Annotated in this window: 19 protein-coding genes and 1 pseudogene; 10 read left to right on the top strand and 10 right to left on the bottom strand. The window is 72.8% G+C overall.

Annotated elements, in window-relative coordinates:
- Positions 1–86 precede the first annotated feature (86 nt).
- From ACTMS9_RS19840 to ACTMS9_RS19860, 5 genes are all read right to left on the bottom strand, one after another.
- Entirely contained in the window at positions 87–407 is a 321-nt protein-coding gene (locus ACTMS9_RS19840; protein WP_154941598.1) for a DUF1416 domain-containing protein, read from the bottom strand.
- A 1-nt stretch (position 408) separates the two neighbouring features.
- Entirely contained in the window at positions 409–1257 is an 849-nt protein-coding gene (locus tag ACTMS9_RS19845; protein WP_088960076.1) for a sulfurtransferase, read from the bottom strand.
- Between the two features lie 203 nt (positions 1258–1460).
- Positions 1461–1538 carry an Ms5788A family Cys-rich leader peptide gene (locus ACTMS9_RS19850; RefSeq protein WP_323135737.1) on the bottom strand — a complete coding sequence of 26 codons (78 nt, stop codon included), beginning with the start codon at positions 1536–1538 and terminating at the stop codon, positions 1461–1463.
- Between the two features lie 117 nt (positions 1539–1655).
- Positions 1656–2444 carry an LmeA family phospholipid-binding protein gene (locus ACTMS9_RS19855; protein ID WP_154941595.1) on the bottom strand — a complete coding sequence of 263 codons (789 nt, stop codon included), beginning with the start codon at positions 2442–2444 and terminating at the stop codon, positions 1656–1658.
- Between the two features lie 107 nt (positions 2445–2551).
- Positions 2552–3598: a hypothetical protein gene (locus ACTMS9_RS19860; protein ID WP_441142110.1), complete on the bottom strand. Its 1047-nt coding sequence runs from the start codon at positions 3596–3598 to the stop codon at positions 2552–2554.
- A gap of 249 nt (positions 3599–3847) precedes the next feature.
- Between ACTMS9_RS19860 and ACTMS9_RS19865 the strand changes: the two genes are divergently transcribed.
- The 7 genes from ACTMS9_RS19865 (at position 3848) to pstB (ending at position 11041) form a co-directional block, all read left to right on the top strand.
- Complete coding sequence (locus tag ACTMS9_RS19865; protein ID WP_441142109.1) at positions 3848–4576, top strand: winged helix-turn-helix transcriptional regulator; 729 nt, start codon at positions 3848–3850, stop codon at positions 4574–4576.
- A 212-nt stretch (positions 4577–4788) separates the two neighbouring features.
- Positions 4789–5652, top strand: a complete 864-nt coding sequence (locus ACTMS9_RS19870) for a polysaccharide deacetylase family protein (protein WP_441142108.1) — start codon at positions 4789–4791, stop codon at positions 5650–5652.
- A 31-nt stretch (positions 5653–5683) separates the two neighbouring features.
- Positions 5684–6610, top strand: coding sequence for a mycothiol synthase (mshD, locus tag ACTMS9_RS19875; RefSeq protein ID WP_441165671.1), 927 nt, complete (start codon positions 5684–5686; stop codon positions 6608–6610).
- A gap of 306 nt (positions 6611–6916) precedes the next feature.
- Complete coding sequence (gene pstS / locus ACTMS9_RS19880) at positions 6917–8020, top strand: phosphate ABC transporter substrate-binding protein PstS (RefSeq protein ID WP_441142106.1); 1104 nt, start codon at positions 6917–6919, stop codon at positions 8018–8020.
- A 44-nt stretch (positions 8021–8064) separates the two neighbouring features.
- Positions 8065–9159: a phosphate ABC transporter permease subunit PstC gene (gene pstC, locus ACTMS9_RS19885; protein ID WP_441142105.1), complete on the top strand. Its 1095-nt coding sequence runs from the start codon at positions 8065–8067 to the stop codon at positions 9157–9159.
- Positions 9156–10244 carry a phosphate ABC transporter permease PstA gene (gene pstA, locus ACTMS9_RS19890; RefSeq protein ID WP_441142104.1) on the top strand — a complete coding sequence of 363 codons (1089 nt, stop codon included), beginning with the start codon at positions 9156–9158 and terminating at the stop codon, positions 10242–10244. The genes pstC and pstA overlap by 4 nt, the downstream gene beginning before the upstream one ends.
- Positions 10245–10264: 20 nt before the next feature.
- Complete coding sequence (pstB, locus tag ACTMS9_RS19895; protein ID WP_441142103.1) at positions 10265–11041, top strand: phosphate ABC transporter ATP-binding protein PstB; 777 nt, start codon at positions 10265–10267, stop codon at positions 11039–11041.
- 285 nt (positions 11042–11326) lie between these two features.
- Here the strand turns inward: pstB and ACTMS9_RS19900 are convergent, their stop codons facing one another.
- Positions 11327–12160, bottom strand: coding sequence for an NUDIX hydrolase (locus ACTMS9_RS19900; RefSeq protein ID WP_441165672.1), 834 nt, complete (start codon positions 12158–12160; stop codon positions 11327–11329).
- Between the two features lie 70 nt (positions 12161–12230).
- Here ACTMS9_RS19900 and ACTMS9_RS19905 point away from each other — a divergent pair, with 70 nt between their 5' ends.
- The gene (locus tag ACTMS9_RS19905) at positions 12231–13199 is read left to right on the top strand and encodes a Gfo/Idh/MocA family protein (protein ID WP_441142102.1); all 969 of its coding nucleotides are present in this window, start codon (positions 12231–12233) and stop codon (positions 13197–13199) included.
- A gap of 51 nt (positions 13200–13250) precedes the next feature.
- Here the strand turns inward: ACTMS9_RS19905 and ACTMS9_RS19910 are convergent, their stop codons facing one another.
- The 3 genes from ACTMS9_RS19910 to ACTMS9_RS19920 all read right to left on the bottom strand — a co-directional run bounded on the left by ACTMS9_RS19910 (position 13251) and on the right by ACTMS9_RS19920 (position 16000).
- A complete protein-coding gene (locus ACTMS9_RS19910; RefSeq protein ID WP_441142101.1) occupies positions 13251–14255 on the bottom strand; it encodes an anion permease in 1005 nt (334 codons plus the stop codon).
- A 4-nt stretch (positions 14256–14259) separates the two neighbouring features.
- Complete coding sequence (locus tag ACTMS9_RS19915; RefSeq protein WP_441142100.1) at positions 14260–14886, bottom strand: DUF47 domain-containing protein; 627 nt, start codon at positions 14884–14886, stop codon at positions 14260–14262.
- Positions 14887–15016: 130 nt separating this feature from the next.
- Positions 15017–16000 (bottom strand): PPK2 family polyphosphate kinase, encoded by a 984-nt coding sequence (locus ACTMS9_RS19920; protein WP_441165673.1) that lies wholly within the window; start codon positions 15998–16000, stop codon positions 15017–15019.
- Positions 16001–16217: 217 nt separating this feature from the next.
- Here ACTMS9_RS19920 and sigJ point away from each other — a divergent pair, with 217 nt between their 5' ends.
- The gene (gene sigJ / locus ACTMS9_RS19925) at positions 16218–17210 is read left to right on the top strand and encodes an RNA polymerase sigma factor SigJ (RefSeq protein ID WP_441142098.1); all 993 of its coding nucleotides are present in this window, start codon (positions 16218–16220) and stop codon (positions 17208–17210) included.
- 7 nt (positions 17211–17217) lie between these two features.
- On the opposite strand, the gene ACTMS9_RS19930 is transcribed toward sigJ, so the two are convergent.
- A complete protein-coding gene (locus tag ACTMS9_RS19930) occupies positions 17218–17724 on the bottom strand; it encodes a DUF402 domain-containing protein (RefSeq protein WP_441165674.1) in 507 nt (168 codons plus the stop codon).
- A gap of 120 nt (positions 17725–17844) precedes the next feature.
- Here ACTMS9_RS19930 and ACTMS9_RS19935 point away from each other — a divergent pair.
- Positions 17845–19197, top strand: a pseudogene (locus ACTMS9_RS19935) (ATP-dependent DNA helicase); the annotation flags it as partial.
- Positions 19198–19281 lie beyond the last annotated feature (84 nt).

A 19281-nucleotide genomic window follows, 5' to 3' on the forward strand; every position in this document is an offset into this window, starting at 1 on the left:
GCCCATCGTGTCACGCGCCCGCCGTCGGGCCGGCCGCCCCCTGCGGCGGAAGCCGGGCGGACGACCGGGGCCGGTCAGAGCGTGGGTCAGGCGACGGTCACGGAGACCTCGTTGATGCCCCGTCCGGCGGTCACGGCGGTGTCGCCGTTGCCGTGCCGGGACAGCGCCCGCAGCGTCCAGCTGCCCGGCGCGGCGAAGAACCGGAACTGCCCGGCCGGGGAGGTGACCACCTCGGCGGTGAACTCACCGGTCGAGTCGAGCAGCCGGACGTACGCGCCCGGCACGGTCTCGCCCGCGTCGGAGCGGACCACACCGGTGATGACGGTTTCCTTCTCCAGGTCCAGGCTGGCCGGCAGCGGCGCGGCCTGGTCGGGAGCGGCGCAACCCGCGGCGGTGGGTGCAGTCATCTCAGGCCTCCCCCGGCTCGTCGCCGAGCGCCACCGGCACGCCGACCAGCGAGCCGTACTCGGTCCAGGATCCGTCGTAGTTCTTCACGTTGCGGTGACCGAGCAGCTCCTGGAGCACGAACCAGGTGTGCGAGGAGCGCTCACCGATCCGGCAGTAGGCGATGGTCTCCTTGCCGTCGTCCAGCCCGGCGTCGGCGTAGATCCGGCGCAGCTCGTCGTCGGACTTGAAGGTGCCGTCCTCGTTGGCCGCCTTCGACCACGGCACGCTGATCGCGGTGGGCACGTGGCCGGCCCGCTGCGCCTGCTCCTGCGGCAGGTGGGCGGGGGCGAGCAGCCGGCCGGCGTACTCGTCGGGGCTGCGCACGTCGACCAGGTTCTTGGTGCCGATGGCGTCGACCACCTCGTCGCGGAAGGCGCGGATCGAGGCGTCCGGCTCCTGCGCGACGTACTGGGTCCGGGGGCGGGTCACCGGGTCGGCGACCAGCGGGCGGGCGTCCAGCTCCCACTTCTTGCGGCCGCCGTCGAGCAGCTTGACGTCGCGGTGGCCGTAGAGCTTGAAGTACCAGTAGGCGTACGCGGCGAACCAGTTGTTGTTGCCGCCGTAGAGGATCACGGTGTCGTCGTTGGCGATGCCCCGCTCGGAGAGCAGCGCCTCGAACTGGGTCTTGTTGACGAAGTCCCGACGGACCGGGTCCTGCAGGTCGGTCCGCCAGTCCAGCTTGATCGCGCCGGCGATGTGGCCGGTGTCGTACGCCGAGGTGTCCTCGTCGACCTCGACGAAGACGACGCCCGGGGCGTCGATGTTCTTCTCGGCCCACTCGGCCGAGACGAGTGCGGTGTCGCGACTCATCGAATCACTCCCTGGTGAGGATGGATGGTGAGCCTGCGCGGGATCGAAATCGGTGATTGTCGCACCACGCGCGGGACCCATAGAGGAACGGATCACGGGTTCGTGCGACGGCGCCGCTGCCGGGCGTGCGGTGGGAAGAGCACCGGAGGGTGGAGAGACCCTGAAGCCGGTTGGCCGCTAGGCGGCCGGAGACAGCCCCGCCGTCAGATGACGGAGCGACACAGGCAGGTGGCCACGCGGCACAGGTCGACCGCGCGCCGTTTGGTGAGGTGCGTCCCCATGAGCAGGGAGCCTAGCAGCCGTCCCGGAGAGCGCCACCGGTCCGACCAGCATGCGGGACACGACGCGGGACACGACGACGGCCCGGCCGGGAGGCCGGGCCGTCGTGCGGTTGCCCGTCAGCGGGCCGAGTTGATCGGTACGTTCGCCGCGTCGGCGGTCACCATCAGGCCCTCCGGCCTGGGCTCGACCTTGCGGACGTTGAGCTGGAACGGCAGCTCGGGCAGGGGCACGTCGATCGAGATGCCCTTGGCGTAGTTGCTCAGCAGCGTCCGGGCCAGCGGCACCGCCGGCAGCCCCTCGGCGGTCAGGTCGTTGAAGCGCAGCGCGACCTTGTTGCCCTCGGCCACGGTCACGTCGGCCGTGCCGGTGACGGTGAGCTTCTGCCCGAGGATGTCCACCGGGGCGGTCACGGCGAGCTTGCCGTTCTGCTCGCCGAGCTTCAGACCGGGGCGGTCCAGCAGGGCGGCCAGACTGTCGTAGGTGACGGTGCCGGTGCCGTCGACCTTCTCGGCGACCACGTCGCCGCTGCCCGAGCGGAGGGTGTCCAGCGAGGCCCGCACGTTCCGGGCGTCCACGTCCAACCGGGGCACGCTCACCGCGTTGCCCTCGACCGAACCCCGCACGTCGGTCAGCACGATGGAGATCCGCTCGTAGCGGCCGTCGAGCACCTGGGTCAGGAACGGGAAGCCGCCGACGTCGACCTTGGGCGGGGCGGACTGGGCGTCCTGCTTGGCGACCTCCTGCTTCACCTGGTCGGCGATGGCGCGCTCGGCCACCCCGGCCGCCACCCGGTCGGCCACGACCAGCAGCCCGACCAGGAGCAACAGGAGGACGACCAGCGTGACCAGCACCTTGCGCCCCCGCCGCCGGGGACGCTCCTCGTACGCGGGGTACGCCTCTGCCACGCCGCCTCCTCGTCCGTCGCCGTCGCTGTCCCGCGACGTCCGTGTCCACCGCGCCACCGGCGCGGGCGCACCGTTGGTACCCGAGCGCTGTGACGCTCAACCGTAGGTCAGAGGAACAGCACGCACATGGCGTACGCGGCCGGCGCGGCGAGCGCGAATCCGCCGAGCGGACCCTGCATGTGCCGGGCGATCCACAGCGTCGGCGGCTCGCCGGCCATCAGGCGGCCCGCCTCGGCGTACCCGACGGCGAGGTCGGCCAGCACGGCGGTGGCGGCAGTGACCAGGCCGATCAGCGCGGCGCTGGTCGGGGTGAAGCCGACCAGGTAGCTGCCGAGCACGGCGCTGGTCAGGGTGCCGATCATCGCCCCGGCCACCACGCCGGCCGCGCCCCTCGGCACCTGCGGGGCGAGCCGGGGCCAGGGCAGCACGGCGTCGGTGAGCCGGGCGACGGTGAGCGCGACCCCGGTGGCGGCCAGGCAGACGGTGATCGCCTGGGTGCCGGCCGGGATCCGGCTGAGCGTGATCAGGGTGGCGAACGCGACCACCCCGACCACGATGAGCAGGGTGGTGCCGAGCGAGTCGGTGACCCGGATCCGGTCCACCCGGCGGACGAGCTGACCCAGCACGCCGAGCAGGAATCCGCCCGCTGCGACATAGCCGAGCGGTGCGAGGGCGGCGATGTCCGACTGCACCGCGGCGACGTCCGCCGCGCCGGCGACGGCGGCGCTGACCACCGCGACCAGCAGCAGGGCGGGCGGGCGCATGGCCATCGTCCAGGCCAGGACGAAGAGCAGCTGCACGCCGAAGACGATGAAGGCGAAGGGCAGCCGGTGCCCCGGCCCGGCGGTCTGGGCGCCGAGTACCAGGCCCACTCCGAGCAGCGCGGCGAAACCCGCGACGGTCAGCGAGAGCGGCTTGCGCACGTCGACCGGCTCGACGACCTCCGCCTCCGGCTCCGCCGCCTCGTCGTCGGGCCGGCGGGGCGCGCCGCCCTTGCGGGCCCGGCGCGGCCCGCGCTCGCGCCGCGGCTCACCGTCGTCGGTCGGCCCGGTACGCGGGCCGGGCGGGAGGCCACGGGCGGGGCCGACCGGCCCCGAACGGGCGTCGTCGGGCCACGGGTCACGGCCGGTCTCGGGCGAGGTGGAGGGAAACACGCCCCGATCGTGCCAGACCAGGTGGCTCCGGCGGAGGTCACGGTTTCGGCAACGTTAAAACCTGCGGCGCGATCATGGGCACAACCGACAAACAGGAAAGGACGAGCGGGACTCACCTGGGCCATCAGTTACGCTCAAGCCGTTACCCGCCCGTCAGCGACGCCGGGACCCACGCAGTTCGCAGCGCCACGCCCTCCGGGCTGCCGCTGGTCGCGCGCGGCTTCGCCGCCGCCGGACGGAGGTGATCGTGTGGAGATCCTGTTGCTGGTGACCGCGCGCGCAGGTGAACCATCGGCAGTGCTGCCGGCGCTCGACCTGCTGCCGCATTCGGTCCGCACCGCACCCCGTGACGTCCGCACCCTGGTCGCCGGTCCGAGCCCGGACGCGGTGCTGGTGGACGCACGGTCCGAGCTGAGCGAGGCGCGGGCGACCTGCCGGATGCTGCACGCCACCGGACTCGGCGTGCCGCTGGTGGCGGTGGTGACCGAGGCGGGGCTGATCGCGTTGAACGCCGACTGGGGCGTGGACGACGTCATCCTGGCCAGCGCCGGCCCGGCCGAGGTGGAGGCCCGGTTGCGCCTCGCGGTCGGCCGGCTCAGCAACGCCACCGCCGGCGCCGGCGGCTCGATCCGGGCCGGCGAGCTGACCATCGACCCGGACACCTACGCGGCCAAGCTCAAGGGCCGGCCGCTCGACCTCACCTACAAGGAGTTCGAGCTGCTGAAGTTCCTGGCCCAGCACCCGGGCCGGGTCTTCACCCGGGACCAACTGCTCCGCGAGGTCTGGGGGTACGACTACTTCGGCGGCACCCGGACGGTGGACGTGCACGTCCGGCGACTGCGGGCCAAGCTCGGCTCGGAGTACGAGTCGATGATCGGCACGGTCCGCCAGGTGGGCTACAAGTTCGTGGTCCCGCCGTCGCGGTCGCTGCCGGAGGCGGAGCACACCCCGCGGCCGGCCCGGGCGGAGCACGCCTGATCACCGGTCTGCACGATCGGGCCGCATCGCCGGTTTGAGCCGCGACCGTCGCGGTTCCACCCGTCCGGAGCAGTGTTTCCGATACGCCCCTTTTGCCCTGCTTGTCGGCCCTATTCTCAGGGCGAGTTGGCGGCGAAAGGGGCGACGGTGCGGGCACTGACCACGGGGGCGACGAGGGGACCGGCCCACGGTCCACACCGGCGGTGGCACTGATGGGCCCCCGGAACACCGGCCGCGCCGTGGGCGTCGTCGTCCTCGTGCTGGCCGCCCTGCTCGGCTCCGCGTACGTGCTCGGTCGGAGCCTGCTCCCCGACCAGCCCCGCTCCCGGGCCGGCGTCACGGCCAGCGTCCACGACACCGAGTACGCCGACCAGTCGCCCGGGTCCGGCAGCCCCACGGACGCCCCGTCGGGCCGCGCCGAGGCCGGCCAGGAGCCCGAGGCCCCTCGCGCGACCGAGAACCCGGACGACGGCCCGTCCGGCACCCGGGTGACCACCGGCTCCCCCAAGGTGGCGCTCACCTTCGACGACGGGCCGGACCCGCAGTACACCCCGCAGGTGCTGGAGATCCTCCGTCAGTTCCACGTCCGGGCCACCTTCTGCGTGGTCGGCGAGAACGCGCAGGCCCACCCGGACCTGATCCGGGCGATCGTGGCCGACGGGCACACCCTGTGCAACCACACCTGGCAGCACGACGTGCAGCTGGGCCAGCGCTCCCCCGCCACGATCCGGGCCGACCTGCTGCGGACCAACCAGGCGATCCACGACGCCGTGCCCGACGCCCCCATCGCCTGGTACCGGCAGCCCGGCGGCGCCTGGACGTACCCGGTGGTGTCGGTCGCCCAGGAGCTGGGAATGACCTCGGTGCACTGGAACGTGGACCCGGCGGACTGGGAGGTGCCCGGCGCCGCCCGGATCGCCACCCAGGTCACCCGGAGCGTCGGGCCCGGCTCGATCGTGCTGCTGCACGACGCCGGCGGGGACCGGCAGGGGACGGTCGACGCGCTGCGTCACATCCTGCCCGACCTGACCAGCCGCTTCCGCCTGGAGGCACTGCCGGTCGACGGCGCCACCTGAGCCCCCGCGCCGATGGGGCTACGGTGACGGGGTGAGCAGCGCGGAACCGACGACCGACCGGGTGGCCCGGGCCGACCGACTCGCCCCGGCCGAGGTGGCCGAGGCCCTCGCGCTGGCCCGCCTCGCCGGCGACGCCGACGGGGCGGACCCGTTCGACGAGCACACGCTGCTGCGGCTGCGGGACCCGGAGGCACCGGCCGTGCACCTGACCGCCCGCGCCACCGACGGCACCCTGACCGGGTACGCCCACGTGGACACCTCCGACCCGGCGGCCGGCGTCGGCGCGGAGCTGGCGGTCCATCCGGCGTACCGGCGGCGGGGCACCGGCCGGGCGCTGGCCCGGGGCGTACTGGCGGCGGCGTCCGGGCCGGTGCGGGCCTGGGCGCACGGCGACCACCCCTCCGCCGCGGCGCTCGCCGTCGACCTGGGCTTCACCCGCGCCCGGGTGCTCTGGCAGCTGCGCCGCTCGCTCGCCGCCGCGCTGCCCGCGCCCCGGCTGCCGGACGGCGTCGTGCTGCGCGCCTTCCGCCCCGGCGCGGACGACGAGGCCTGGCTCGCGCTGAACACCCGCGCCTTCGCCGCGCACCCGGAGCAGGGCCGGTGGACCCCGGCCGACCTGCGCGCCCGGCTGGCCGAACCGTGGTTCGACCCGGCCGGTTTCCTGCTCGCCGTCGAGGAGGCCAGCGGCCGTCTGCTCGGCTTCCACTGGACCAAGGTGCACGAACGTCCCGGCTCGGCCCGGATCGGCGAGGTCTACGTGCTCGGGGTGGACCCGGCGGCGCACGGCGGTGGGCTCGGCCGGGCGCTGACCACCGCCGGCCTGGCCCACCTGCGGGACGCACGCGGGCTGGACCGGGTGATGCTCTACGTCGACGAGTCGAACAGCAGCGCGGTGGCGCTCTACGAGCGGATCGGTTTCGCCCGCTGGTGCGGGCACGTCAACTACCAGCTGGGCTGATCACCTCGGCGGTCGTCGGCGATCGGGGCCGTCCGGGCGGTCACCGCGCGGTAACGGCAGCGCATCGGCGGGATAACGACCGTCCCGGCAAGTCGGATAAATGGCGATAGCAGGCCGGCAGTTCACCTATCGGACAACCATCCCTCAGGCCGTGGCCACCCCGTCGGCCGCGCTTGTTCATCTTCCGTTCACTTCTGACCGGCGAACCGTCTACCTGGCACTCCTAGCTTTCGTGTCAGCCGGTCAGAGCCGGCGCCCGGGCCCCTTCCGGGCGACCTGACCAAAGACGTGAAGGGAAACCCTCAGGTGAAGCTCCAGCGGCACGGCACCATCGCCTGCCTCGCTCTTACCGCGGTGCTCGGTCTCAGTGCATGCGGCTCGGACAACAACGAGCCGACCGGCACGTCCGCCTCGGGTTCCGCCAGTGCGGCGGACTGCGCCAAGGGCACGCTGAACGCGCAGGGCTCCTCCGCGCAGAAGAACGCCATGGCCGAGTGGATCAAGGCGTACCAGCAGAAGTGCGCCGGTACGACGATCAACTACGAGCCGACCGGCTCGGGCGCCGGCATCCAGGCCTTCATCGCCGGCACCGCCGACTTCGCCGGCTCCGACTCCGCCCTTAAGGAGGAGGAGAAGCCGCAGGCCGACGCCAAGTGCGCGGGCGGCCAGGCGCTCAACCTCCCGATGGTGATCGGCCCGGTCGCGGTGGTCTACAACGTCGCCGGCGTGGACAACCTCCAGCTCACCCCGACCACGCTCGCGAAGATCTTCGCCGGCAAGGTCACCAAGTGGGATGACGCGGCCATCAAGGCCGACAACCCGAACGCGAAGCTGCCGGCCGCCGCGATCCAGACGGTGCACCGCTCCGACGAGTCGGGCACCACGGACAACTTCACCAAGTACCTCGCCAAGACCGCCACCGCGGACTGGACCTTCGGCAACAACAAGGCGTGGAAGGCCCCGGGTGGCGTCGGCGCCGCGAAGTCGGACGGCGTGGCCAGCAAGGTCAAGAGCACCGTCGGCACGATCAGCTACGTCGAGTGGTCCTACGCCGAGAACTCCGGCCTCAAGAAGGCCAAGGTCCAGAACGGCGCCGGTGAGTTCACCGAGCTGACCGCCGAGTCGGCCGGCAAGACCATCGCCGGGGCCAAGATCGAGGGCCAGGGCGACGACCTCAAGATGTCGATCGACTACAACACCAAGGAGGCCGGGGCCTACCCGATCGTCCTGGTGACCTACGAGATCGTCTGCAGCAAGGGCCTCGCGGCCGACAAGCTCCCGCTGGTCAAGGGCCTGCTCGGCCACGCCGCCAGCGCGGAGGGCCAGGCCGACCTGGTCGAGCTGGGCTACGCCCCGCTGCCCGACTCGGTCCGCACCAAGGTCGAGGCCGCGGTCAAGAACCTCAGCTGACCTTCCCGAGCGACACCACCTCTCAATTCGAAGCGAGCGAGCAGATGGGTGAAACCCCTCACCGCTCGGCACACGCCGGCACCGGCGGGACGAGCGTGACCTCAGGTCACGACCGGCTCGCCGGTGCCTCGGCGCGTGTGGCCGAGACCTCCGTCAATGGCGGCCGGACTCCGGGCGGCGACGGGCTGGGCGGCGGCGGCGCGCTGCCCCGGGCCCGGGCCTTCGGTGCGGAACGCGCGTTCCGCGGCCTGACCCTGGCCGCCGGAACCGCCGTGCTGGTCATCATCGCGGCCATCGCGATCTTCCTGATCGCCAAGGCCGTTCCCGCGCTGCAGGCCAACTCCGAGAACTTCTGGACCTTCGAGGGCTGGTTCCCCAACGAGAACCCGCCCACGTTCGGCATCGGCGCGCTCGCCTTCGGCACCGTGCTCACCGCGCTGCTGGCACTGCTCATGGCGGTGCCGGTGGCGCTGGGGATCGCCCTCTACCTCTCCCACTACGCCCCGCGCCGGCTGGGCAACGGTCTCGGGTTCCTGATCGACCTGCTGGCCGCCGTGCCGAGTGTGGTCTTCGGGCTCTGGGGCCGGGACTACTTCGTCGGGCCCATCTCGGACCTGTCGGCGTGGCTGAACAAGTACTTCAGCTGGATCCCGATCTTCGGCGGCGACGGACCGTTCGGGAACTCGATCCTGCTCGGGTCGGTGGTGCTGGCGATCATGGTGCTGCCGATCATCACCTCGCTCTCCCGGGAGGTCTTCCTCCAGACCCCGACCGCCAACGAGGAGGCCGCCCTCGCGCTGGGCGCCACCCGCTGGGAGATGCTGCGCACCGCAGTGCTGCCGTACGGGCGGCCCGGCATCATCGCCGCCGTCATGCTCGGCCTCGGCCGGGCGCTCGGCGAGACCATCGCGCTGGCGCTGACCCTCGGCTCCACCTACGCCATCTCGTTCAACATCCTCGAGAGCGGCGGCAACACCATCGCGGCGAACATCGCCAACCGGTTCGCCGAGGCGAACGACACCGGCCGGGGCGCGCTGATCGCCTCCGGTCTGGTCCTCTTCGCCATCACCCTGATCGTCAACATCACCGCCCGGGCGATCATCTACCGCCGCCGCGAGTTCACGGAGTCGGCCGCATGACCACCACCCTCACCTCACACCGTCCCCGCCCGCCGGCGCAGCCGGTGACCCTGCAGGCCCGGCGCCTGCCCGCGTACGCCGCCCCCGCGATCGCGGTGGCGGCCCTGCTGCTCGCCGCCGGGATCGTCTACGGCGCCAACCTCGGCGGCCCGGTCCTGGTCGTCGTCGTCGGCGCGCTGCTCTACCTGGCCGGCCTCTTCGCCGCCGCCAACGCGGTCGAAGGCCGCCGGTCGGCCCGCAACCGCACCTGGAGCGCGCTGATCCACTCCGCCTTCGTGCTGGCCGTGCTGCCCCTGGCCTCGGTGGTCTGGACGCTGTTCAGCAAGGGCACGGAACGCCTCGACGGCAACTTCTTCGGCACCTCGATGAACAACATCGGGGCCCGGGACGCCAACGGCGGCGCCTACCACGCCATCATCGGCACGCTGGAGCAGGTCGGCATCGCCACCCTGATCACCGTCCCGCTCGGGGTGCTCTGCGCGATCTACGTGGTCGAGTACGGGCGGGGCCGGTTCGCCTTCGCGATCCGGTTCTTCGTCGACGTGATGACCGGCATCCCGTCGATCGTCACCGGCCTCTTCGTGCTGGCGTTCTGGGTGCTGATCGTCTCGCCGTGGTTCAACGACGGCCGGCCCGGCTTCTCCGGCTTCGCCGCCGCGCTGGCGCTCAGCGTGCTGATGCTGCCGACCGTGGTCCGCTCCACCGAGGAGATGCTGCGCCTCGTCCCGGCGCCGCTGCGCGAGGGCGCGTACGCCCTCGGCGTGCCGAAGTGGAAGACCATCCTGCGGGTCGTGGTGCCGACGGCGCTGCCGGGCATCGTCACCGGCATCATGCTCGCCATCGCGCGGGCCGCCGGCGAGACCGCCCCGGTGCTGCTCGTCGCCGGCGGCGGCGCGGCGATCAACTTCAACCCGCTCGAGAACAACCAGTCGTCGCTGGCCCTCTTCGTCTACCAGCAGGCCGGCGAGGCCTCGAAGTACTCGCCGGCGCGGGCGTGGACCGCGGCGTTGACCCTGGTCGCCCTCGTACTCGTCCTCACCATCGCGGCGAAGTTGCTGGCCCGTCGCAACCGGCTCGCCCGATGATCCCCGGAGGTACCGCCACCATGGCCAAGCGCATCGACGCCACCAACGTCACCGCCTACTACGGCGGCTTCAAGGCGATCGAGAACATCAACCTGACCGTCGAGCCCAAGACGGTGACCGCCCTGATCGGCCCGTCCGGCTGCGGCAAGTCCACCTTCCTGCGCTCGATCAACCGGATGCACGAGGTGCTCCCCGGCGCCCGGGTCGAGGGCAGCCTGACCATCGACGGTCAGGACATCTACGACCGGGACGTGGACGTCACCGCGGTGCGCCGCATGATCGGCATGGTCTTCCAGCGGCCCAACCCGTTCCCGACCATGAGCATCTTCGAGAACGTGGTGGCCGGGCTGCGCCTCAACGGCGTCCGGAAGAAGTCGATCCTGGACGAGGCCGCCGAGAAGGCGCTGCGCTCGGCCAACCTCTGGGACGAGGTTAAGGACCGGCTCGCCAAGCCGGGCGCCGGCCTCTCCGGCGGTCAGCAGCAGCGCCTCTGCATCGCCCGCACGATCGCGGTCGAGCCGCAGGTGGTGCTGATGGACGAGCCCTGCTCGGCGCTGGACCCGATCTCCACGCTGGCCATCGAGGACCTGATGTTCCAGCTCAAGGACAAGTTCACGATCATCATCGTCACGCACAACATGCAGCAGGCCGCCCGGGTGTCGGATCGGACCGCCTTCTTCTCCATCGAGAAGACCGGCGACCCGGGCCGGCTGATCGAGTACGACAACACGCAGAAGATCTTCAGCAACCCGAGCGTGAAGAAGACCGAGGACTACATCACCGGCCGCTTCGGCTGAGCCGCTGGTTCCCGGTCCGCGAGGGGCGTCGGTCGCACTGACCGGCGCCCCTCGGCGTCTCCGGCGACCGGCGTGCCTCTCTCGGCCCCGGCCCGCTCCACACCGCCTGCACCGTCCGGCACGTGCCGGCGCCGGCCGCGTCGACCGGGTGCCCGCGCGTTTTGCGGCGTGTCGGGGTGTCCCGGTCGCCGGATACCCCGACACGCCGCAAACGGCGGCGGGGCCGGTCTCCGGCGGGCGGCGGCCGGCGGGCGGCCGCGGAAGAGGAGGAGTGGCGGGTGCAGTTCAGGAGAGGACGAAGCGGGGCTCGCCGTCATCGGGGAGGTCCAGGCGCGGGGTGACCGGGGTGGCGGCGTCCCGGTCGGCCGCCGCCCGCGCCACGCCGGCCAGGTCGCCGGCGGCGACCACCTGGGCCAGGGTGACCAGCGTCGGCGGCAGCATGGTCAGCTCGCCGGCCTCGGCCCGGGCCAGGGCGTCCGCCGGGCGGATCCACATGGTGTGGTCGGCCTCGCCGGAGACGTCCCGGGTCCGCTGCCCCTCGGGCAGCAGCGCCATGAAGAAGTACGTGTCGAAGCGGCGCGGCTCGAACTCCGGGGTGATCCACCGGCTCCACGGCAGCAGCAGGTCCGACCGGAGGGTCAGCCACCGCCCGGCGAGCAGGTCGGCGAAGCCCACCCGGCGGGCCTCCAGGTCCTGCCGGGCGGCCTCCCACTCGTCGCCGCTGACGTCGCCGACCACGGTCGAGGCGTCCGGGCCGGCCAGCAGCACGCCGGCTTCCTCGAAGACCTCCCGCGCGGCGGCGCAGACCACCGCCTGGGCGGCCGCCGGGGCCACCCCCAGCCGGCCGGCCCACTCCGCCGGCTCCGGGCCGGCCCAGTCCAGGTGCGCCTGGGAGTCGGAGCGGTCCACCCCGCCGCCGGGGAAGGCGTACATCCCGCCGAAGGCCATCGCGGCGACCCGGCGGATGACGTACACCTCGAAGTCGTCGCCGGCCGGGCGCAGCAGCAGCACGGTGGCCGCGACCCGCGGCACCGCCGGGGTGCCACCCTCGGCGCGGAACCGGCGGGCGTGCTCGACCAGGGCGGCCGGGGCGGCGAAGCCGTCACTGTCGATCGTCATCCCGCGAGCCTAGTTCCCGAGCTGTGGATCGCCCGACCGGCCGGTCGGCGATCTTCGTTAGCCTGCCGGCATGACACGTTGGGGAATCCTGGCCACCGGGTACATCGCCGGCCGCTTCGCCGAGGACCTGCGCCTGGTGCCGGGGGCCGAACTGGTCGCGGTCGGCTCGCGGACCGCCGAGAGCGCCGAGCGGTTCGCCGCCCGGCACGGCATCCCCCGGGCGTACGCCTCGTGGACCGAGCTGGCCGCCGACCCGGACCTCGACGTGATCTACGTGGCCACCCCGCACGCCGCCCACCACGAGGCGACCCGGGTCTGCCTGGACGCCGGCCGGGCGGTGCTGGTGGAGAAGCCGTTCACCCTCGACCTGCCGAGCAGCAGCGAGCTGGTCGAGTCCGCCCGCGCCCGTGGGGTCTTCCTGATGGAGGCCATGTGGATGCGGACGAACCCGCTCGTCCTGCGGCTGGTCGAACTGATCGCCGACGGGGCGATCGGCGAGGTGACCAGCGTCCGGGCGGACTTCGGCGCGGCCGGGCCGTTCCCGCCCGAACACCGGATGCGGGCCCGCACCCTCGGCGGCGGCGCCCTGCTCGACCTCGGCGTCTACCCGGTGAGCCTGGCCCACCTGCTGCTCGGCGTTCCGCAGCACGTGCACGCCTGGGCGAAGCTCGGCCCGGAGGGCGTGGACGAGAACACCGGCATCGTCCTCGGGTACGACTCGGGCGCGGTCGCCACGCTCGGCTGCGGCATGGTCGGCGCGACCGCGATCACCGCCTCGATCACCGGCACCACCGGCCGGATCGACCTGCCCGAGCCGTTCTACCGGCCGGGGTCGGCGGTGCTGCACCGGGCCGGCGCCGAGCCGGAGATCATCCCCGCCGACCTCACCGGTGGCGGCTACCAGCACGAGGCCGCCGAGGTGCAGCGCTGCCTGGCGGCGGGGCTGACCGAGAGCCCGCTGGTGCCGCACTCCGCCACCCTAGAGGTGATGGGGCTGCTGGACGGCATCCGGGAGCGGATCGGCGTGCACTACGCGTGAGGGGCCCCCTGCCGGTGGCGGGGAGCCCCTCGACGGGCGGTACGGCCGGGATCAGAACAACGGCCGGACCACCAGGTAGGTCAGGCAGGCGATCAACGCGGCCGCCGGGAACGTGATGATCCAGGCGAGCACGATGTTGCCCGCGACGTTCCAGCGCACCGCGGAGAGCCGCTTGGTGGCGCCCACACCCATGATCGCCGAGGTGATCGTGTGGGTGGTGGAGATCGGGGCCTTCAGCACCAGGGCGTTGAAGTAGAGCACCATGCTGGCCACCGTCTCGGCGGCGAAGCCCTCCGGCGGGCCCAGGTCGATGATCTTGCGGCCGAGGGTGCGGATGATCCGCCAGCCGCCCGCGTAGGTGCCCAGCGCCAGCATGGTCGCCGAGGTCCAGAACACCCAGCCGGGGATGTGCGTCTTGTCGTCCTGGAAACCACCGGTGTAGAGGGCCAGCACCACGATGCCCATGGTCTTCGCGGCGTCCTGCATGCCGTGGCCGACCGACATGGCCGCCGCCGAGGCGGTCTGCGCCCAGCGGAAGCCCCGGTTGAGCTTGCCCGGCTGCCCCTTCCGGAACAGCCAGAGGATGGCCAGCATCAGCAGGTAGCCGAGGGTGAGGCCGACGATCGGCGACAGGATCATCGGGACGATGACCTTCTGACCGATGTTCGCCCACTGCACCACGCCGCCGCTGGCGAGCAGGGTCGCCCCGACCAGGCCGCCGAAGAGGGCGTGCGAGGAGGACGACGGCAGGCCGAAGTACCAGGTGATCAGGTTCCACGCGATGGCGCCGAGCACCCCGGCGAAGACCACCCCCAGGCTGGCCACGCCCGTGGGCAGGGTGACCAGGCCGTCGCCGACGGTCTTGGCCACCCCGGCGCCAAAGTGCGCGCCGACGAAGTTGCCGACCGCGGCCAGGAGCAGGGCGATCCGGGGTGTCAGCGCCCGGGTGGAGACGCTGGTCGCGATCGCGTTGGCGGCGTCGTGGAAGCCGTTGGTGTAGTCGAACACCAGGGCCACCACGATCACCGCCAGCACGGCGATGAGTTCGGGACTCACAGGATCAGGACTCCTTGACCGCGATGGTCTCGACGGTGTTGGCCACGTGCTCGAAGGCGTCGCAGGCGGCCTCCAGCTCGTCGGCCACCTCCTTCATCTTCAGCACGGTCAGCGCGTCGTACTCACCGGAGAAGAGCCGGACCAGCAGCATCCGGTACATCTGGTCGCCGTTGTTCTCGAGCCGGTTGCACTCGATCCAGTAGTCCTCGAGATCCTTCATCGACTTCAGCCGGGGCATCGCCTCGGCGGTCAGCTTGGCCTGCTGGTCGAGCACGGTCACCAGCTCGTGCAGTTCGCGCGGCAGGGCCGGGAGCTTGGTCAGGCCGTACAGGTAGAGCAGGTTGCCGACCGCCTCGAGGTGGTCCATCACGTCGTCGAGCAGCGAGCCCAGTCGGTAGATGTCCTCCCGGTCGAACGGGGTGATGAAGGTCGAGTTGATCTTCTTGTACAGCTCGTGGGTGATCTGGTCGCTGTCGTGCTCGACCTCGGTCAGCCGCTCGCTCACGGACTGGACGTCGACGCCGGGCAGGGCCAGCTCGTTCAGCAGTTCGGTGCCCTTCACCAGATTCTGTGCGGCCCTGGTGAAGAGCTCATAGAAGGCGCCCTCGGTGGGACGGAAGGAAAACTTCACAGCACGGACCTCGTCGTGTCGGTGGAAGGGTGGCCGACGCCGCCGGGGCGTCTGCTCTGGGCATGCTAAGGACATGGGAAAACCGGGCATTCCCCGGCCCACCCCTGGTCAGGCCCGATTCACCGCTCGTTCACCCGCCGTTCACCTTCACCCCTTCATCGTCGGCCCGCAACCGGTCGCGCTCGCGCTCGACGTCGAAACCGGCAGCCGGATACCCCAGATGCAGACCGGCGAACGTCTCCCGCAGCAGGTGGGCCACCGCCCAGTCCCGGTACCACTTGCGGTCCGCCGGCACCACGAACCAGGGCGCGGCCTCCGTTCCGCACCGCTGGAGCGCCTCGGCGTACGCGGCCTGGTAGTCGTCCCAGCGGGCCCGGGAATCGAGGTCCGACGGGTTGTACTTCCAGTGCTTGCGGGAGTCGGTCAGCCGCTCCAGCAGCCGCTCGCCCTGCTCCTCGCGGGAGATGTGCAGCATCACCTTGACCAGGGTCACCCCGGCGTCGACCAGCTCGCGCTCGAAGGCGTTGATCTCGTCGTACCGGGCCCGCCAGGTGGCCTCCGGGACCAGCTCCGCCACCCGGGCCACCAGCACGTCCTCGTAGTGTGAGCGGTTGAACACCCCCACGTACCCGGGCGGGGGCAGCGCCCGCCGGATCCGCCAGAGGAAGTCGTGCCGCAGCTCCTCCTCGGTGGGCGGGCCGAAGGAGCGGATGTGCAGGCCCAGCGGGTTCATCGCGCCCGCGACCCGCTTGACCGTGCCGTCCTTGCCGCCGCAGTCCATCGCCTGGAGCACCAGCAGCACCCGACCCGGCCGGCCCGGGGCCAACTCCGCGCCACCCATGGTGGGCGCCGACGCGGGCGCGTCCGGCTCGCCGGCGGCCTTCGCGGTGGCGAAGAGCATCTCCTGCTGTTCGCCCAGCTCCGCGCCGAGCAGTTCGACCTGCTCCCGGGCCCAGGCCTTGCGGGACCGGCCACCGCCGGCCGCCGCCGGCAGCCCCGGGGTCGAGCGGGGATCGACCGTACGCGGGTCGACCGCCCCCGGTGAGACCCGGAGCAGGTCCCGCATCTTTCCGCCCTCGGGTGCCACGATGTCCGATCCATCGACTGCGCTCATCCCGCGATCATCGCCCACCTCGCCCCCCGCCGCCTCCCGAGCACCACCCGCCCTCCCCTCCACTCCCCCACCCCGCCCAAGATCCGCGCACGTTCGGAGAATGAGTGGCCTCGGCGCTCCGAGGCCCCGCTTTCTCGGAAAGTGCGCGCTGTCGGACGGGGCTGGCGGGAGTGGGTGTCACGTTTTGGGGCGGTGGGGCGTCCGGTGGGCGGGGAGAATGCCGTCGGGTGGGGAGGCGACTGTGACGGTGGACGCGGTGAGCGAGTTCGAGGCCGAGCGCGGGCGGCTGATGGCGGTGGCGTACCGGATGCTGGGCAGCCGGAGCGAGGCCGAGGACGCCGTACAGGAGACCTGGCTGCGCTACGCCACTGCCCTCGGCGACCCGGCCGCCCGCGCCGAGGTGCGGCACCTGGGCGGCTGGCTCACCACCACCTGCGCCCGGATCTGCCTCGACCTGCTCCGCTCCGCCCGGGTACGCCGGGAGACGTACCCGGGGCAGTGGCTGCCCGAGCCGCTGGTGACCCCGCTGGGCGCGGCCCCGGAGCCGGACGGCTTCGCCCCCGATCCGGCCGAGCGGGCCGTCCGCCGCGACCAGCTCGGCACCGCCCTGCTGGTGGTGCTGGAACGGCTCACCCCCGAGCAGCGGGTGGCCTTCGTGCTGCACGACGTCTTCGCGGTGCCGTTCGGCCAGATCGCCGAGGCGCTCGGCACCAGCCCGGAGGCGGCCCGGCAGCTCGCCTCCCGGGCCCGCCGCGCGGTCAACGCCCCGGACGCGCCCCGGCACACCGCCGACCTGGTCGAGCAGCAGCGGGTGGTGTCCGCCTTCGTGGCCGCCACCGAGTCCGGCGACCTGGCGGGGCTGATGCGGGTGCTGGCGCCGGACGTGGTGCTGATCGGCGACGGCGGCGGGCACGCCCCGGCCGCCCGCAACCCGATCGCCGGGGCCGACAAGGTCGCCCACTTCACCCTCGGCCTCTTCAGCCAGGCCGGCCGCTTCGGCCACCGGGTACGCGCCCGGCCCGTGCTGGTGGACGGGACGCTCGGGTTGCAGATCGAGACCACCCGGCCCGACGGGCGGACGCAGCGGCTGGTCAGCTCGTTCGCCGTGGACGGCGGGCGGATCACCGGCATCTTCAACCAGCTCAACCCGGACAAGCTGACCCGGGTGGCGGAGATCGGCGCCGAGGACGGCTGGCCACAGCGCTGGTGAGGCCGGCTCAGACCACCAGGGCCAGCCACTTCCGGTACGACGTGGCGAACGGCTCGGTGCCGTCGCCCAGCGCGCCCAGCAGCCAGCGCGACGCCGCCTCCGCCTCGGCCACCAGGTCGTCGGGGTAGCCGAACCGCTCCCGGTGCTCGGCGAACTCGTCCTCGTCGCGCAGCTCGACCGCCCCGGTGGCACGCCGGCGCACCACGTCCAGGTCCAGGTCGAACAGGTGCACGGTGTCGTCGCCCTCCCAACGGGCCGGGGTGGTGATGTCGCAGTAGACCTCGCTGGTCCGCGGCGGCGGGTTGAACATGCCCGTCCACCAGGCGTGGTGCGGCACCAGGAGCACGAAGGGGATCTGCTCCACCGAGGGCCGGCCGTGGTAGACCGACTCGGTGCCGGCCGGCACACCCAGCCAGACCCCCAGGTCGTCCTCGGTGAGCCGGCGGGCCGGGTAGTCGCGGTGGGCGCTGCCGTCGTACTTGCGGTAGATCACGCGGACCACGTCGCTCGGCATGAGTCGCACCCTAACCGATTCCGCCCAACGGTCGCTGCGCGGAAGTAACCGGTCACGATCGGGTATCCCACGCGGCCGGGTGGCGCGCCCGGTGTCGGCGTCGGCGGGTACCGTCGCACGGTGACTCCGCCGCGCACCGCCACCGGTTCCGCCACCCCCCGCGGCCGGCGTCGGGGCGCCCGGCCCAGCGGCGGCGAGCTGCTGGCCGCTGCGGTCGGCGCGGTGCCCGGTGGCGCGGCCCGCCCCGGCCAGCAGCAGATGACCGAGGCGATCGAGCACAGCATCGGCTCCGGCGAGCACCTGCTGGTGCAGGCGGGCACCGGCACCGGCAAGTCCCTGGCCTACCTCGCCCCCGCGCTGACCGTCGACGGCCCGGTGGTGGTCTCCACGGCCACCCTGGCGTTGCAGTCCCAGCTGGTCGACCACGACCTGCCCCGGCTGGCCGACGCGGTGGAGCCGCTGCTCGGCCGACGGCCCACCTTCGCGGTGCTCAAGGGCCGGCACCACTACCTCTGCCTGGCCCGGCTGGACAACTCCACCGAGGAGGAGCCGGAGGACACCCTCTTCGACGCCCCGGCGGCGCGGCCCGGGGGCGGCACCAAGTGGCTCGGCGAGGCCGGGCGGCTGGGCAAGCAGGTCCAGCGGCTGCGCGACTGGGCCGACGAGACGGCCACCGGTGACCGGGACGAGCTCGACCCGGGCGTCGACGACCAGGCCTGGCGGCTGGTCTCCATGCCGGCGCGAGAGTGCGTCGGTGCGTCCCGCTGCCCGTTCGGCCAGGAGTGCTTCGCCGAGGCGTCCCGGGCCCGGGCGCGGGAGGCCGACATCGTGGTCACCAACCACAGCCTGCTCGCCGTCGACATGATCGCCGGCCGGCACATCGTGCCGCCGCACAAGCTGCTCATCGTCGACGAGGCGCACGAGCTGGCCGACCGGGTCTCCTCGGCCGCCCAGGCCGAGCTGGTCCCGGAGCTGGTCGACCGGTCCGCCCGGCGGGCCCGGCCGCTGCTGCGACCGGACGTCGCCGAGCGGCTGACCGAGGCCGGCGACGCGCTCGCCGTCGGGCTGGCGGAGGCGCCGGCCGGGCGGATCACCGCCGGGCTGCCGGCCCCACTGCGCGAGGCGTGCACGCTGCTCGACGCGGCGACCCGGGCTGCGCTGGACGCGATCGGCGACGTCAAGGCCGACGACCCGGACCCGGTGCGCAAGCAGCAGGCCAAGGCGGTGCTGGACGAGCTCTCCACCACCGCCCAGCGGCTGCTGGAGGAGGCCGACCACGACGTGGCCTGGGTGGAGAAGCCGGAGAACGGCAGCCGCCGGGCGCTGGTGGTCGCGCCGCTGTCGGTCGCCGGCACCCTCACCACCCACCTGTACGACGAGCGCACCGTGGTCGCCACCTCGGCCACGCTCGCGCTGGGCGGGCGCTTCGACACGGTGGCCCGGGCGTTGGGGCTGGACGCTCCCCCGCCCGCCCCGCCGTCGCCGGCCGCCGCCGCGATGGCCGTGACCGCCGCCGCCGGTCGGCCGGGCGGCACGCCGGGCGCCGGATCGGAGGCC

The organism is Micromonospora sp. L31 (genome assembly GCF_052068075.1).
Taxonomy (GTDB): domain Bacteria; phylum Actinomycetota; class Actinomycetes; order Mycobacteriales; family Micromonosporaceae; genus Micromonospora; species Micromonospora purpureochromogenes.

Excerpts from the sequence above, each read along its gene's own strand:
- pstA (WP_441142104.1), top strand. The coding sequence starts at position 9,156 with ATGACCACCACCCTCACCTCACACCGTCCCCGCCCGCCGGCGCAGCCG.
- pstC (WP_441142105.1), top strand. The coding sequence starts at position 8,065 with ATGGGTGAAACCCCTCACCGCTCGGCACACGCCGGCACCGGCGGGACG.
- ACTMS9_RS19930 (WP_441165674.1), bottom strand. The coding sequence starts at position 17,724 with ATGCCGAGCGACGTGGTCCGCGTGATCTACCGCAAGTACGACGGCAGC.
- ACTMS9_RS19900 (WP_441165672.1), bottom strand. The coding sequence starts at position 12,160 with ATGACGATCGACAGTGACGGCTTCGCCGCCCCGGCCGCCCTGGTCGAG.
- ACTMS9_RS19850 (WP_323135737.1), bottom strand. The coding sequence starts at position 1,538 with ATGGGGACGCACCTCACCAAACGGCGCGCGGTCGACCTGTGCCGCGTG.
- ACTMS9_RS19840 (WP_154941598.1), bottom strand. The coding sequence starts at position 407 with ATGACTGCACCCACCGCCGCGGGTTGCGCCGCTCCCGACCAGGCCGCG.
- ACTMS9_RS19920 (WP_441165673.1), bottom strand. The coding sequence starts at position 16,000 with ATGAGCGCAGTCGATGGATCGGACATCGTGGCACCCGAGGGCGGAAAG.
- ACTMS9_RS19870 (WP_441142108.1), top strand. The coding sequence starts at position 4,789 with ATGGGCCCCCGGAACACCGGCCGCGCCGTGGGCGTCGTCGTCCTCGTG.
- pstB (WP_441142103.1), top strand. The coding sequence starts at position 10,265 with ATGGCCAAGCGCATCGACGCCACCAACGTCACCGCCTACTACGGCGGC.
- ACTMS9_RS19905 (WP_441142102.1), top strand. The coding sequence starts at position 12,231 with ATGACACGTTGGGGAATCCTGGCCACCGGGTACATCGCCGGCCGCTTC.
- ACTMS9_RS19845 (WP_088960076.1), bottom strand. The coding sequence starts at position 1,257 with ATGAGTCGCGACACCGCACTCGTCTCGGCCGAGTGGGCCGAGAAGAAC.
- sigJ (WP_441142098.1), top strand. The coding sequence starts at position 16,218 with ATGCCGTCGGGTGGGGAGGCGACTGTGACGGTGGACGCGGTGAGCGAG.